General features: G+C 62.5%; 12 protein-coding genes and 1 pseudogene. All 13 read right to left on the reverse strand.

The genetic code is table 11. The features are described 5' to 3' along the window. Nucleotide 1: 1 nt before the first annotated feature. A complete protein-coding gene (locus tag HBR94_RS20055) occupies nucleotides 2-1153 on the reverse strand; it encodes an HlyD family secretion protein (RefSeq protein ID WP_115128515.1) in 1152 nt (383 codons plus the stop codon). Continuing rightward, nucleotides 1150-2811, reverse strand: a complete 1662-nt coding sequence (locus HBR94_RS20060) for an MFS transporter (protein WP_120733519.1) — start codon at nucleotides 2809-2811, stop codon at nucleotides 1150-1152. Before HBR94_RS20060 ends, HBR94_RS20055 begins: the two co-directional genes overlap by 4 nt. 856 nt (nucleotides 2812-3667) lie before the next feature. Further along, on the reverse strand, nucleotides 3668-5146 hold the full coding sequence (locus tag HBR94_RS20065; RefSeq protein ID WP_170045438.1) for a DASS family sodium-coupled anion symporter: 1479 nt from the start codon (nucleotides 5144-5146) through the stop codon (nucleotides 3668-3670). 108 nt (nucleotides 5147-5254) lie between these two features. Beyond that, nucleotides 5255-6541, reverse strand: a complete 1287-nt coding sequence (locus HBR94_RS20070) for an amidase (RefSeq protein ID WP_170045439.1) — start codon at nucleotides 6539-6541, stop codon at nucleotides 5255-5257. A 78-nt stretch (nucleotides 6542-6619) separates the two neighbouring features. After that, nucleotides 6620-6766, reverse strand: a pseudogene (locus HBR94_RS20075) (ATP-binding cassette domain-containing protein); the annotation flags it as partial. 90 nt (nucleotides 6767-6856) lie between these two features. Next, the gene (locus tag HBR94_RS20080) at nucleotides 6857-7270 is read right to left on the reverse strand and encodes a VOC family protein (protein ID WP_057439400.1); all 414 of its coding nucleotides are present in this window, start codon (nucleotides 7268-7270) and stop codon (nucleotides 6857-6859) included. A gap of 148 nt (nucleotides 7271-7418) precedes the next feature. Continuing rightward, nucleotides 7419-8789 carry a hybrid sensor histidine kinase/response regulator gene (locus tag HBR94_RS20085; protein ID WP_170045440.1) on the reverse strand — a complete coding sequence of 457 codons (1371 nt, stop codon included), beginning with the start codon at nucleotides 8787-8789 and terminating at the stop codon, nucleotides 7419-7421. After that, nucleotides 8773-9936 (reverse strand): alcohol dehydrogenase-like regulatory protein ErcA, encoded by a 1164-nt coding sequence (ercA, locus tag HBR94_RS20090; RefSeq protein ID WP_170045441.1) that lies wholly within the window; start codon nucleotides 9934-9936, stop codon nucleotides 8773-8775. Before ercA ends, HBR94_RS20085 begins: the two co-directional genes overlap by 17 nt. Before the next feature lie 127 nt (nucleotides 9937-10063). Beyond that, nucleotides 10064-10135, reverse strand: a complete 72-nt coding sequence (gene pqqA, locus HBR94_RS20095; RefSeq protein WP_003243383.1) for a pyrroloquinoline quinone precursor peptide PqqA — start codon at nucleotides 10133-10135, stop codon at nucleotides 10064-10066. Between the two features lie 649 nt (nucleotides 10136-10784). Then, complete coding sequence (locus tag HBR94_RS20100) at nucleotides 10785-12305, reverse strand: aldehyde dehydrogenase family protein (protein ID WP_057439402.1); 1521 nt, start codon at nucleotides 12303-12305, stop codon at nucleotides 10785-10787. Nucleotides 12306-12331: 26 nt separating this feature from the next. Then, complete coding sequence (locus HBR94_RS20105) at nucleotides 12332-13258, reverse strand: quinoprotein relay system zinc metallohydrolase 1 (RefSeq protein WP_170045442.1); 927 nt, start codon at nucleotides 13256-13258, stop codon at nucleotides 12332-12334. After that, the gene (locus HBR94_RS20110) at nucleotides 13255-14010 is read right to left on the reverse strand and encodes a quinoprotein dehydrogenase-associated SoxYZ-like carrier (RefSeq protein ID WP_057960073.1); all 756 of its coding nucleotides are present in this window, start codon (nucleotides 14008-14010) and stop codon (nucleotides 13255-13257) included. The genes HBR94_RS20105 and HBR94_RS20110 overlap by 4 nt, the downstream gene beginning before the upstream one ends. Before the next feature lie 3 nt (nucleotides 14011-14013). Continuing rightward, nucleotides 14014-14475, reverse strand: a complete 462-nt coding sequence (gene pedF, locus HBR94_RS20115; protein ID WP_057439405.1) for a cytochrome c-550 PedF — start codon at nucleotides 14473-14475, stop codon at nucleotides 14014-14016. Nucleotides 14476-14716 lie beyond the last annotated feature (241 nt).

The raw sequence follows: 14716 nt of genomic DNA on the forward strand, positions 1-14716 counted from the left end.
TTCAAGGCGGACTGTTCTTCAAGCGCCCCGCCGTGTCGATACTCACCACCACCGACAGCCCCGGTCGCAGGCGTTCGCTTTGCTCCTGATCGGGGTCCACCGTGATCCGCACCGGCACGCGCTGGGCGATCTTGACGAAGTTGCCGGTGGCGTTATCGGCCTGCAACAGGCTGAACTCAGACCCCGTCGCCGGCGAAATACGCTGCACCGTGCCATGAAACTTGCGGTGGTCCAGGGCATCCACGGTAAACGTTACCGGCTGGCCCACCTGCACGTTGTCCATCTGGGTTTCTTTCATATTGGCGATCACCCACAACTGGTTCGGCACCAGTGCCATCAACTGCGCGCCAGAGTTGACGTAAGCCCCCAGGCGCACACCAATCTGCCCCAGTTGACCGTCCCGGGGGGCCAGGACGCGGGTGTTCGACAGGTCGATCCGCGCCAGCTCCACCGCCGCATCGGCACTGGCCACCGCCGCTTCCAGGGAGCCGCGATTGACGATTACCGTCTGCAGGTCCTGGCGGGCGATTTCCAGGCTGGCCTGGGCCTGGGCCACAGCGGCGATGGTTTGCGCGTTGGCGGCGCGGGTCACGTCCAGTTCTCGGCGCGACACCGAGCCGTCGCTGATCAGCTCTTCGTTGCGACGCAGGTCGGCGGTGCTTTTGCGCGCCTGGGCCTGGCTATCGGCCAGGGCAGCCTGGCGCAGCTTGATGGTCGCCTCGGCACTGTTGCGCTGTTGCACCACGTTGGCCAGGGCGGCTTGCTGCACCGCCAGTTGCGCCTGGGCCTGATCCAGGCGCTGCTTGTAGATGCGGTCGTCGAGGCGTACCAGCAAATCCCCGGCCTTGACGTGCTGGAAGTCCTGCACCGGCACCTCGAACACATAACCGCCCAATTGCGGGCTGATGATCGTCACCTGGCCGCGTACCAGAGCATTTTCGGTGGTTTCCACGGCGCTGCTGAACGGCGGCAATTGCCAGGCGTACAGCACAATCAACACGCCAACGATGGCAATCGCGGCAAAGCCCAGGGACGAGACGATGCGCACGCCCAGGGAGCGCGGCTCGGTGGCCGTCGCACCCGGTGGCGTGCTGCCCTCCGGGGTGGCGGCAATGGCATTGGTGGTCGTGGTGGTAGCCGTAGGTTCGCTCATGAAGGAAGTGCGCCGCTAGGTTGAACGGAAGGCGCTGCACTGGCGGCAGCTTTCTTGGTGGTGCTCATCAGCCACAGGCTGCGGGTAAAGATCCACAACATGGTGAGGATCGCGATGATCGCGATCAGCATAAACACGTCGTTATAAGCCATGACATTGGCCTCGCGGGTGGCCGCGGTGGCCAGGCTGCGAATGCCCATCAGGTTGCGCAGTTCCGGGTCGGCAATCACCGAGCCGTAGGCCGAGCCGCCGCTTTGTACACGGGCCGCGACCCGCGGATCCAGCAGGGTCAGGTGTTCGACAATCATGCTCGAATGAAATTTCTCCCGCACCACCTGGAAGGTGCCGAGCAACGCCGCGCCCAACAGCCCGCCGAGGTTCTGGCAGATCCCGAACAACACCGAGAAACTCACGAGGTTGCGCGGGTTGGCCAGCACATTGCGCATGCCCAGCACCATGGTCGGGCCGAGGAAGAAGGTACCGCCAAACCCCAGCAGAAACTGGCTCAGGTACATGTTCTGCGGCCGCGTCAGGTTGCTGGAGAAGCTGTCCATCACCGAGCCCGTGGCCATCAGCGCCAGGGAAATCACCAAGGGCATCAGCAAGTGTGCCGGGTTGATGGTCAACGCGCTGATCACCAGGCCACTGATCGCCCCCAACAGCATCACCAGGTACAGGGTGCGCATCTGCTCGCTGCTCATATTCAGCGCCTGCAAAAAGCCCACGGCGCCGGTGGATTGCTCGGACAGCACCATGCGGATCAGGATTACCGCCAGGGCCAGGCGGATCATCACCCCGCCGCCCAGCCAGCGGGTCATCAGCAGCGGGTTGGCGCGGTTATGTTCGATGGCCAGCCCGGCCATGATCAGCACCAGGGAACAGGCCGAGGCCACGCCGATCCACGGGGCTTCCAGCCACCAGTCGATGCGCCCCAGGGACAGTACCGCGCAGAGCAATGCCACGCCCGAGGCGAGCAAAGCAAAGGTCAGGAAGTCGAGCTTTTCAAAGGTCTTGAAGCGATCACCCGGCGGCAACTTGAGCAGGAACACACAGCCCAGGCAAGTCAGCGCCATGCCCAGCTCAAACAGGTACAGGCCGCGCCACTCGGCAATCTGCAGCAAGTCTTCGGAAAACAGCCGCGCCATCGGCAACGCCAGTTGCGCGGTACCCAGGCCCAGTACCAGAGCCTTGAGCCGCCACTTCGCCGGGAACGCCTGGACCATGTAGTACAACCCCAGGGAACTGAGGGCCGCGCCCACCATGCCGTGGGCGGCACGCACGGCGATTGCCGAACTGAGGTCATTGACGAACAGATGGCCAAAGGTGACCAGGGCGTAGAGCACCAGGAACACTTCGGTAAACGCGCGCAAGCCGAACTGCTGGCGGAACTTCACCAGCAGCAGGTTCATGGACACGTTGGTCATCACATAGGCGGCGGGTAGCCAGGCCATTTCGGCGGTGGTCGCGCCCAATGCCCCTTGCAGATACGGCAGATTGGCGATCACCAGCGCATTGCCCAGGCCGCCGGTGATTGCCACCAGCACCCCAACCAGGGCAAAGGCCCAGCGTTTGAGCGTGGGGTGATGGGGCGTCGACGGCGACCCCGGCAAGCTCGGACGCTCGTGGGGTTGCCAGGTGTGCGGGGTGTATTTATCCATTCGTGACCTTGATGACCGACGCACGAGGCCGGTAAAACCCTGACTCAGAGCTTAGTAGACCTGAGCGGGGTTCATCTTGTCATCTTTGTGGGAGCTGGCCTGCTCCCACATTTGATTTGTGATGTGGCGTAAATATGTGCCCAGCCGCCCCCACTGTGGGAGCGGGCTTGCCCGCGATAGCGGCGGTTCAGGCGCTATTTCTGGTGGCTGACACACTGCCATCGCAGGCAAGCCAGCTCCCACATTTGATTTGTGATGTGGCGCAAATATGTGCCCAGCCGAGCCCCCCTGTGGGAGCGGGCTTGCCCGCGATAGCGGCGGTTCAAGCGCTATTTCTGGTGGCTGACACACTGCCATCGCAGGCAAGCCAGCTCCCACATTTGATTTGTGATGTGGCGCAAATATGTGCCCAGCCGAGCCCCCCTGTGGGAGCGGGCTTGCCCGCGATAGCGGCGGTTCAGGCGCTATTTCTGGTGGCTGACACACTGCCATCGCAGGCAAGCCAGCTCCCACATTTGATTTGTGATGTGGCGCAAATACGTGCCCAGCCGCCCCCCCTGTGGGAGCGGGCTTGCCCGCGATAGCGGCGGTTCAGGCGCTATTTCTGGTGGCTGACACACTGCCATCGCAGGCAAGCCAGCTCCCACATTTGATTTGTGATGTGGCGCAAATATGTGCCCAGCCGCCCCCCTGTGGGAGCGGGCTTGCTCGCGATAGCGGCGGTTCAGGCGCTATTTCTGGTGGCTGACACACTGCCATCGCAGGCAAGCCAGCTCCCACATTTGATTTGTGATGTGGCGCAAATTATGTGCCCCAGCCGAGCCCCTCCTGTGAGAGCCAGCTCCCACAGGAGGTTTTAGATCCAGCCCAGCCAGCTCCAGTAGGTGGCGGCAAACACCAGCATCAGCAGATAGCCAATCACCGTGACCAGCAAGCCTACCTTGGCAAACTGCCGCGCGGTGAAGGTGCCGGTGCCCAGGCACACCATGTTCTGCGGGGCGTTGATCGGCAGGATAAAACCGTAGCTGACCACAAACCCGAGCAACATGGTCATGCCCAGCCGGCTGAAGTCTCCCGGCAGGGTTTGCAGTACGGCAATCAGGATCGGCAACAACGCCGAGGTCAGCGCGGTAGCGCTGGCAAAGCCCAGGTGAATCACAATCAGGAATGCGCCGAGGATCGCAAACACCCCCAGCGGCCCCAGTTGATCCAGGCCGGTATGCCCCACCACCTGCGAGCCCAGCCATTGCCCGGCCTGGGTGGTGAGCAACGCGGTACCCAGGCTGATGCCCACACCGAACACAATCACCGTGCCCCAGGGGATACGCGACTGCACGTCCTTCCAGGTCATCACGCCGATCCCCGGCAGCAGCAGGAACACCAGGCCGGCGTAGGTGGTGGAGGTGGTATCGAAGCTGTGCAGGCGCCCTTCCGTGGCCCAGGCCAGCAGCAGCAATACCGAAACGGTCAGCAAGCGCTTCTGCGGCCCGGTCATCGGGCCGATCTCCACCAGGGACTGCGCCACAGCTTCCTTGCCACCGGGAATGCTATTGCTTTCCGGGGGCAGCAACTTGAGCACCAGAAACAGCAGTACCGCCGACATAATCAGCGCCCACGGCGCCCCGGCGATCAACCAGTCGATCCACGACACGCGCTGGCCGAGCATCTTGTCCATAAAACCGACCGTCAGCAGGTTCTGCGCGGCGGCGGTCTGGATCCCGACGTTCCAGATACTGGTGCCCTGGGCGACGACGATCATGATCCCGGCGGCGATATTCGAGCGTTTGTCCACGCCAAACGCGGCAATCACCCCCATCATGATCGGCACCACGCAGGCGCTGCGGGCGGTGGCGCTGGGCACCACCAGGCTGAGCAGGATGGTCACCGCAATCGCGCCCACCAGGATCCCGCGAGTGCTGGTGCCGACCCGGGTCAGAGTCACCAGGGCGATACGCCGGTCGAGGCCGGTGTGGGTCATGGCGGCGGCGATAAACAACGCACCGGCCACCAGGGCCAGGGCCGGGTTGGCAAACCCGGTGAGCGCCATGCTGATAGCGGGGCTGGAACCGATCAGGTGCGTCGGGTCCTGCAAGGACGGTGCGGTGCCCAACAGAAAGGCCATCAACGAGGTGATCATGATCGCACTGGCTTCGTAGGACACCGCTTCGGTGATCCACACCACCACGGCAAACGCGAGGATCGCCAGCATCCGCTGGCCGGCCACCGGCAAATCGGCGGGCAGCGGCAACAGCAGCACGCCGACCATCACCAGTACGGCAATCACCAGGCCCATGGGCAACTTGAATGATGCAGCGGTTGTTGCGGGGCCGTTCATGGGGTTCTCCGTCAGCCTTCAAATCAGGCCGACAGCATGAGGCAAAGCACCGCACGCCGTGTTGACGGGTATCAACGTGCCAGACCAACACGTGAGCACCGCCCCCCTCTATCGGCCAGCCGGCCGCAGCAGAGCATCGACCTGCTCAGACACGCTTAGCAAAAGGCTGTCGTTTCTAAATCCTCCGATTATTTGCAGCCCTACCGGCAGCTCTGCGGCCTTGTGCACAAGAGGAATATTCACCTGCGGCAATCCAAATGCCATCCAGAATTTGATGAAATCCGACGGCCCAGTGGCGCCAAGGCCCAACGGGGCGACGATGCCGCAGCTCGCCCCCAGGACGGCGTCAAACGGTTTGAATATCTCCTCCAGCACCGGCGCCAACTGTGCCAGACGCCTCTTCGCCGCTGACTCTTGCTCCCAACTGGTCCGCTCGGCGCGGGCGAACATATCGAGAATTTCCATGCTCATCTTGTCCGGATGTCGATTGAGCTCAGCGGCCAATGAGCGGGCGCCCTCACAATCGTTTATCAGCAGATGGTCATCAAACACTCTGGCAAACCCCTCGGGCAACACCACCTCGCTCACTCGGTGCCCTGCCGCACGCAGCGTATCCATAGCGGCTTCCAGTGCCAGGGCCACGTCCTTGTCCACCTGATCCCAGCGCGCCGTACGGCAAAAACCCAACGACCGTAGCGGGCTTTCCGCGGGGCGCGCCGGGAACCCCGGGATCAGGACTTGCGCAATCAGGCTCAAGTCACGCACCGAACGCCCAAACCAGCCGGCCGTGTCGAAACTCGGAGCCAGTGGCTTGACCCCCTCAAGCGAGACCAGCCCATAGCTGGGTTTGAAGGCGTGCACCCCACAGTAAGCGGCAGGTTTGATCAATGATCCGGCCGTCTGCGTACCCAGGGCGATGGGAAAGAATCCAGCCGCCAGCCCCGCCGCCGAGCCCGCACTCGAACTCCCAGGCGTGCGTCGGGGGTCCCGGGGATTGCGCGTCGGCCCGGTGTGCATATAGGCGAATTCGGTGGTATGGGTCTTGCCCATAATCAGCGCCCCCGCCTGGCGCAGCAGCGAGACAACCTGTGCGTCACGGGACGGGCGGTTGTCCTCATAGATCGGCGAGTAAAAAGCGGTGGGATGATCCACGGTGTCGTAGTTATCTTTGACCCCCACCGGAACACCTGCCAACAGACCTCGGGCACGCGTCCCGGTCAATTGCCTCGCTTGAGCACGAACCGCGTCGGGGTCGAACGAAACAAAGGCCTGTATTGTCGACTCCTGGGCCTCGGCACACCCAAGGAAGTGTGCGGCGACTGTCTCTTCGCTCACCTCACCCGCACAGACCCGCTGTGCCAGGGCGGAGGCATCCAAATGATCAAAACGGTACATGGCATTCCTCTGTTACAGGCCTGTCTGCCCAAGGGCTCAATGCAAAATCTGCGGGTTGTCGAAGAAGTCATTGGGCGCCGAGGTCGGCTCGTCGAACAGCATGATTTTCGGCTTCATGCACAGGGCACAGGTAATCGCCACGCGCTGTTGCTGGCCGCCCGACAATTGCCCCGGAAACTTGTGGGCCTGCTCCGGGATACGCACGCGCTCCAGGTTCCGTCGCAGCCATTGAGCAACTTGACGAGTTCACGTCCTACCGTTGGCTGGCGTGCCCAAAAGACTTAAATCAACTTAACGTCGTTTGCGTAACATGCGTTAAACAGCGAACGCCGATTGCAAATCACAGAAGCCTTTTATCTCGATGGGATTGCCGGCCGGATCCAGGAAGAACAGGGTTGCCTGCTCGCCCGGTCCGCCGGCAAAGCGCAGATAAGGGGCGAGGACAAACTTCACCCCGCCCGCGATCAAACGGTCCTTTAACACCAGCCAGTCCGGCATCTCCAGCAACACCCCCAGATGAGGCATCGGTACCAGATGGTCGCCGACCCTGCCGGTATCAGTGACGGCAAAGGGCTCACCCAGGTGCAGGGATAATTGATGCCCGAAGAAATTCACGTCCATCCATGTATCCGTACTGCGCCCTTGTGCGCAACCCAGCAAGTCACAGTAGAACTGACGTGAAACTTCCAAATCGCGAACATGGTAGGCCAGATGAAAAATCGACTGCATGGAGCGCTCCTTAAATCACCATCTATTTAAATGACAGTGGAATAAGGCAAAGTTTGTGCTGCTTTTACAGAAACACACAGCATGTAATTTTTATTCAGAGCGAAAGAATTTTTAACGATAGCCCCGTACAAGAGCAGGGAGTATTGCCCTACCCCAGTAACTGGCTCAACACCGCCCTCAACTTACCTGGCTTGACCGGTTTGTTCAGCAACGGTGCTTCCAGGCGGCGCAGGGCGCGGCGGCACTGGTCGGTGCGGTCCGCCGTGATAATCACGGCGGGAATGTTCTGGGCGAAATGCTCGCGCAACTGCTTGACCACCGCACACCCCACCACCCCATGGTCGAGGTGATAGTCAGCCAGGATCAGCTCCGGCGCCCGGCCCTGCAACGCCAGCAAGGCACCGGCCTGGTCGGTGGCGGTCACCACCTCGCAGCCCCACTGCCCGAGCAGCGCGCGCATGCTTTCAAGGATGCTCAGCTCGTTATCAATCACCAGCAGGCGGCGCCCGGGCAACGGATTACCGGTGCTCGGCTGTGTCGGCAACTGACTGATGGCCAGGGGTACCTCGGCACTCAACGGCACCTCGATGCTGAACATCGAGCCGCGCCCCGGCCATGAGCGTACTGCCACCGGGTAACCCAGAATCAGCGCGATACGCTCGACAATCGCCAGGCCCAACCCAACGCCCTTGCGATCCGCGGCGCGGCCGACATCGAGTTGGTTGAACTCCAGAAAGATCGAGCTCAACCGGTCCGCCGCGATTCCGCGCCCGGTGTCCCAGACCTCCAGGCGCAGGCGATCACCGCGTCGCCGCGCGCCCAACAGGATGCAACCTTCGTCGGTGTAGCGGCAGGCATTGCTGAGGAAGTTGCGCAAAATACGCGTCATCAAGCGCAAGTCCGTGCGGATCGCGTAGCCGGCAGTGCGCGCCCGCAGCTTGAGGCCCGCCGCCTGGGCCACCGAATGGAACTCCGACACCAGCGGCGCAAACAGCTCATCCAGGCGGTAGAGCGCCACGTCCGGCTTGACCGCCGCCTGGTCCAGGCGCGAGATATCCAGCAAGTCGGTCAGCAGGTCCTCGGCCCCTTCCAGGGCCTGATGGGTGCGCTCCACCAGCACTTGCTCGACACTGGGCAGGTTGCGTTCACGCAGGGTAGAGATCAGCAGCCGCGCCGCGTTGAGCGGTTGCAGCAGGTCATGGCTGGCGGCGGCCAGGTACTTGTCCTTGCTGCGATTGGCGGCCTGGGCGGCGTCACGGGCGTCGCGCAGGTCTTGTTCAGTCTGTTCGCGCCGGGCGATCTGCTGTTGCAGGTTGTGGTTGGCTTCGAGCAGCTCATCGGTGCGCGCCGCCACCCGCTGTTCCAGCTCATCGTTGAGGCGGATATAGCGTTTGCGCTCGGCCTCCAGTTCATCCAGCCGCGCCGTCAGCTCCGGGTAGTGGCTCTTGCGCGCCGAGTGATCGCCCAGCCCCAGCAGCCCGGCCAGAGCCCGCTGCTGCTCGTCAGAGAGCTTCGCCATAGACGACCTCGACGTCACGCTGGCTCGACTCACGCGGGTTGGTCAGGATGCACGGGTCATGCATGGCGTGTTGCGACAAAAACGGAATATCTGCCACGCGCACCCCGTGCAGGCCGAGAGTTTCATGGAAGCCGATGGCGTGCTTGAGGGCAATCAGGTGCTCCACCAGCCGCCCGCAGATCTGCCGGTGGTTGAGGCCCCGGCAGTCGATGCCGAAGGTCTCGGCAATCACCTTGAACCGTTCCGGCGCCGAGTTGTAGTTGAACGCCACCACATGCTCCACCAGCACCGCGTTGCACAGGCCATGGGGCAAGTCGAGAAAGCCGCCCAGGCTGTGGGACATGGCATGCACCGCGCCGAGGATCGCATTGGAAAACGCCAGGCCGGCCTGCATGCTGCCGAGCATGATTTTCTCGCGCAGGGCGATATCGCCGGGGTTGGCGATCATCTGCACCAGGTTGCCATTGATCAGGCGCATGGCTTCCAGCGCATGGGGGTCGGTCAGTGGGCCGTTGCCGGTGGACACAAAGGCTTCGATGGCATGCACCAGCGCGTCGATCCCGGTACAGGCCGAGAGGAACGGGTCCATGCTGGCGGTGGTTTCCGGGTCGATCAGCGACACATCCGGCACCACTGCCTTACTGACGATGGAAAACTTCATGCGTTCCTGCTGATTGGAAATGATCACGAACTGCGACACATCGGCCGAGGTGCCGGCGGTGGTCGGGATCAGGATCAGCGGCGGGCTGGGCACGCGGATGGTGTCCACCCCTTCGAACTCAAGAATGCTGCGCCCATGGGCGACCACAATACCGATGGCCTTGCCGCAATCCATCGGGCTGCCGCCGCCGACGGCGACGATCACATCGCAATGGTTCTCGCGGTAGACCTCGGCGCCCTGCATCACTTCTTCGACACGCGGGTTGGGTGACACCGCGGTGTACAGGCAGTACTCGATCCCCAGGGCCTGCAGGCTGGCCTCGACATCCGCGACCCAACCGGCAGCGACCACACCCGGATCGCTGACCACCAGGACCTTGCGCGCACCAAAGGTCTTGGCGTAATTGCCGACATTGTGCCGGGAACCGGCGCCGAAGATGATTTCTGGGGAGACGAATTTACGCAATTGGCTGAGGCTATGGCTCATTGGAAAGCCTGTTTTTATTGTTTTGGAAGATACGGGCCACACTAACGCATCCGCTGGCGAATGCAATCAGACCAATGGGCTAGCCCTTATCCCTGCAGGAGCCGGCAGGCCGGCTCCTGGGATGGTTTCAGCGGTTGGCGAAATACATGGTCACTTCAAAGCCGATACGCAGGTCGGTGTAGGCGGGTTTGGTCCACATGGGAGCGTTCCTCTTGTTATACCGGGAGAGTCCGGTACAGGCATTAATACATGGGTGGGCTGGCGAGCGAATGCTACTTTCGAACGAACCGGCCGCAGTCATTAGTCTCGGATGTACATAGAATCTCCCACAGGGGTACGCGCACGATTCGACGATCAGGTCGGCTGTCAGGCCGCCTCGCTTTGCTGGTGATTTTGATCTTAGGCGCCCCGTTAAACCACGCTGGCCGTCATCCGATATTGATTTGGGGGGTAACCCGGCAGGACGCCGGGTTAGCCGCGCTGGGCCATGGATGGCCCATCGCGGCGGCCCCCCAAATCAATGTCGGATGACGGGCATGCCGAGCCTAGGCGAGGCACCGAGTGGTGGGGCAAGAGCCCTTTTGGTTACTTTTGGGGCTCTTTTCCAAAAGTGACCCGCCGTAAGGGCGGAACCCTAAGTGGCCGTGACCGCAGCAATGGATATGTACACATACCCAGAAGAGGGTTGTGTAGCTACTCATGCTGCGATGACCGAAGGTCAGCCGCCAATGATGCAAGCTGAACAACCGCTATCGCAGGCAAGCCAGCTCCCACACTTGATTGCATTTCAAGCAGGGCGGCTGATGCCTACCCATCAAAGGGTGGAAGCTGGCAGTTCAATCAGGCGATCAGAAGAACCCCAGCGGGTTGATGTCGTAGCTCACCAGCAGGTTCTTGGTCTGCTGGTAATGATCGAGCATCATCTTGTGGTTCTCACGCCCTACCCCGGACTTTTTGTAGCCACCAAACGCGGCATGCGCCGGGTACAGGTGATAGCAGTTGGTCCACACACGCCCGGCCTTGATCGCCCGGCCCATGCGGTAGGCGCGGTTGATATCGCGGGTCCACAGCCCGGCACCCAGGCCGAATTCGCTGTCGTTGGCAATCGCCAGGGCTTCGGCTTCGTCCTTGAAGGTGGTCACGCCCACCACCGGGCCGAAGATTTCTTCCTGGAACACGCGCATTTTGTTGTGGCCCTTGAGCAGAGTCGGCTGGATGTAATAGCCGCTGGACAGGTCGCCCGCCAGGTGTTCGGCGGCGCCACCGGCCAGCAGTTCGGCGCCCTCTTCCTGGGCGATGGTCAGGTACGAGAGGATCTTGTCGTACTGCTGCTCGGACGCCTGGGCGCCGACCATGGTCTCGGTGTCCAGCGGGTTGCCGCGCTTGATCTTGACGATCTTCTTCATGACCTCGGCCATGAATGGCTCGTAGATCGACTCCTGCACCAGCGCCCGCGACGGGCAGGTGCACACTTCGCCCTGGTTGAAGAACGCCAGCACCAGGCCCTCGGCGGCTTTCTCGATGAAGGCCGGCTCCGCCTGCATGATGTCTTCAAAGAAGATATTCGGCGACTTGCCGCCCAGCTCGACGGTGGACGGAATAATGTTCTCGGCCGCCGCATGCATGATGTGCGCGCCCACCGGGGTGGAGCCGGTGAAAGCGATCTTGGCGATGCGCTTGCTGGTGGCCAGGGCCTCACCGGCTTCGCGGCCAAAACCCTGGACGATGTTCAACACGCCGGCCGGCAACAGGTCGGCGATCAGCTCGGCAAACACCATGATCGACAGCGGCGTCTGCTCGGCCGGCTTGAGCACGATGCAGTTGCCAGCGGCCAGGGCCGGGGCGAGTTTCCAGGCGGCCATCAGCAACGGAAAGTTCCACGGGATGATCTGCCCGACCACGCCCAGGGGCTCATGGAAATGATAGGCCGCGGTCAGTTCGTTGATCTCGGCGGCGCCACCTTCCTGGGCGCGGATGCAGCCGGCGAAGTAACGGAAGTGGTCGGCGGCCAATGGCACGTCGGCATTCAGGGTCTCGCGCACGGCCTTGCCATTGTCCCAGGTCTCGGTCACGGCCAACACTTCCAGGTGCTGCTCGATGCGGTCGGCGATTTTCAGCAGCACCAGGGCGCGGTCCTGGGCCGAGGTCTTGCCCCAGGCGTCGGCGGCAGCATGCGCAGCGTCCAGGGCCTTGTCGATATCGGCGGCGCTGGAGCGCGGGAATTCGGCAATCACCTCGCCAGTCACTGGCGAGGTGTTGGTGAAGTATTCACCGTTGACCGGGGCCACAAACTCGCCACCGATAAAGTTACCGTAGCGCGGCTTGAAGGTGACGATGGCGCCGGGGGTGCCAGGTTGTGCGTAGATCATGATGAGGCCTCTTTCGGGGGATGTTGTTATTGATCTATCCGTTGCATCTGAGCGCGTTCATAGCGGGGATACAGGTGGCTGACACTGCGGATCAGTTCGTAGCGGCTCAGGCTGATGGCCGCAAAACGTTCGGGAATGGGGCTGCGGATCATCTCGCCCATGGCACTGCCGTTGGCAGCACCGGTGGCCATGAGTTGGTCGAGCCAGCCCAGGTAATCACGCATTTGTGCGAAGGGTTGGGCATCGCTGGCCACCGGGCCGTGGCCGGGCACGATCAGTTTCCAGGGCAGGCCTTGCAGGGTGGCGATATCCGCCAGCCATACCGCCAGACCCGGGGTGTTGGGGGTGGTCAGGGCGCGCTGGTAAAACACCAGATCACCGGCAAACAGCACGCCGGTGGTTTCGTCGAAAATCGCCAGGTCGGCGCCGGTATGGCCGCTCAGGCTCAACAATCGCAAAGCGTGGCCGCCGACGGTCTGCACTCCGGGGCTCAACGTCTGGCTGGGCAGCAGCACTTCGGTGCCGCGCATCCAGTCGCCGACCATGCGGTACAGGTTTTCCGCCATGCCATCGCCCTGTTCACGCAGCAGCGTGGTGGTGCCTGCCAGCGCAGCGATCGGCACATCCTTGAACGCCTGGTTGCCCAGCACATGGTCGGGGTGATGATGGGTCAACAAGACCTGGATCACTGGCTTGTCGGTGACCGTGGCAATCGCCTGGCGCAATGCTTCGCCGTAACGCCGGGACGGCCCGGTGTCGATCACCACCACCCCGGCATGGGTCACGATAAACCCGGTATTGACGATGTTGCCGCCGTTGGCCCTGGCGAAATTATCCGTGCTGCCTTCCAGCAGCCAGGTGTCGGCGGCGATCTGCCGGGGCTTGAGGGCGTAGTCGAGGTCGGCCAGCGCGGGCAGGCCCAGGCCGAGTAACAGCAGTAATAGCCACTTCATGGGATGGCCCCGGCGAATTCACTACCGCTGGTATCGCGCAACAGCAGGCGCACCGGCCCGGCGCCTTGCAGGTCAAACGCCAGGTCGGGGTTCTCGCTGACCGCCGCGAACAGCTCCAGGCGCGCCAACACCCGGTCCTGGGCGTCGCGCAGTTCGGCGTGGTTGATGTAGAACTCAGGGATGCCGCTGACCATGCCATTGTCCATCGGGTGTGCTACCTGCAGGCGCAGTCGGCTGAAATCCTCGCGGGGGTAACGACCGCCCAACACTTCCCCCAGGTGTTCTTCCCAGCCCGGCTGGCTGCGCACCACGCTGGGCGCGGTACAGCCGCCGCCGGCGGCGTCGATCAGGGTCGACCCCACATGCCACAGGCCATCCGTGGTCAACACGGCGGCGCGCAACGGCGTGGCCTGCTCGATCCGGACGCGGATCGCCAGCCACGGCAACACGCCCTCGCCCGGCTGGAAGTCGACGATTTTCGGCAGTGGATTGAGTTCGGCCCAGGCGATGATTTTCACCACCTGGCCCTTGAAGGCGCGGGCGTCGATTTCCAGGGGCACCTGCCGCGCATCTTCGGCAAATGGCGGCGCCAGCAGCTTGACCCGTTCATCAAAGACAAACGGCGCATTGCCGAGGAACTGCTGGTGGAAATAGCTCCACATCACCGATGGCACCGGGTCTTTGCCGGGGTCCATCCCGTAGGCGGCCACTGGCAACCAGCAAGCCAACAGCCAACGTGCGCGCCAGCCCATGGCTTACTCCTCGACGTGCACGCTATCAAGATAAGTGCGTACCGCCCACAAGGCTTCCTGGCTCAAGTAGTCAGCCATTTTCGGCATGTACACCCGACCATCGCGCACGGCGCCGTGGCGCACCCGTTCGACGAACCATTCGTCCCCGGCATCGCCCTCATCGAGCATGCGCAGGTCGGGGGCGATCCCGCCGGACTTGGCTTCCAGACCGTGGCACGCGGCGCAGTTCTGGTTATAGGCCGAGGCCCCCACTTCGACGGCCTTGGCGTGTTCCGGCGACTGGCGATACGGGTTCACAGCCGCCCAGCCATCGGCATCCAGCGGTACGCCGGCGTCCTTGATCGGGGTCAGGCCTTGGGTTTCCACGGCAGTTGGCGTCACGTTGCCGTGAGCCCAGACGGAGCCTGCACCGATCACCCCGGCCAACAGGCCGGCAACCAGCAAGGCGTTGCGTTTTGTTGTCATTATTGTCCCCTCAGGATTGCACGCAAAACCTCTCTACAGAGGCTATGGCAACCATCATAGGAACGCCTCGCCAGGGCCCGTATGCTGCTTTGGTGGCCGGGCTCTACTCCCTTCGTAGTAAGGCTTGCGGGCCCCTGCTAAATCAGATGCGGTTCGGGAAATTGTCCCGGCCACACCGGGATATTTTCCGTATCCGCGGGCACCATCCAGCCAGCAACCTGTGCAGGCCAAAACCTCCACT

This window comes from Pseudomonas sp. WS 5412, from assembly GCF_012985615.1.
Lineage (GTDB): Bacteria > Pseudomonadota > Gammaproteobacteria > Pseudomonadales > Pseudomonadaceae > Aquipseudomonas > Aquipseudomonas shahriarae.

Coding starts and splice junctions, on each gene's coding strand:
- HBR94_RS20070 (WP_170045439.1), bottom strand. CDS start 6,541: ATGTACCGTTTTGATCATTTGGATGCCTCCGCCCTGGCACAGCGGGTC.
- HBR94_RS20065 (WP_170045438.1), bottom strand. CDS start 5,146: ATGAACGGCCCCGCAACAACCGCTGCATCATTCAAGTTGCCCATGGGC.
- HBR94_RS20105 (WP_170045442.1), bottom strand. CDS start 13,258: ATGAAGTGGCTATTACTGCTGTTACTCGGCCTGGGCCTGCCCGCGCTG.
- HBR94_RS20080 (WP_057439400.1), bottom strand. CDS start 7,270: ATGCAGTCGATTTTTCATCTGGCCTACCATGTTCGCGATTTGGAAGTT.
- HBR94_RS20110 (WP_057960073.1), bottom strand. CDS start 14,010: ATGGGCTGGCGCGCACGTTGGCTGTTGGCTTGCTGGTTGCCAGTGGCC.
- HBR94_RS20060 (WP_120733519.1), bottom strand. CDS start 2,811: ATGGATAAATACACCCCGCACACCTGGCAACCCCACGAGCGTCCGAGC.
- ercA (WP_170045441.1), bottom strand. CDS start 9,936: ATGAGCCATAGCCTCAGCCAATTGCGTAAATTCGTCTCCCCAGAAATC.
- HBR94_RS20055 (WP_115128515.1), bottom strand. CDS start 1,153: ATGAGCGAACCTACGGCTACCACCACGACCACCAATGCCATTGCCGCC.
- pedF (WP_057439405.1), bottom strand. CDS start 14,475: ATGACAACAAAACGCAACGCCTTGCTGGTTGCCGGCCTGTTGGCCGGG.
- HBR94_RS20085 (WP_170045440.1), bottom strand. CDS start 8,789: ATGGCGAAGCTCTCTGACGAGCAGCAGCGGGCTCTGGCCGGGCTGCTG.
- HBR94_RS20100 (WP_057439402.1), bottom strand. CDS start 12,305: ATGATCTACGCACAACCTGGCACCCCCGGCGCCATCGTCACCTTCAAG.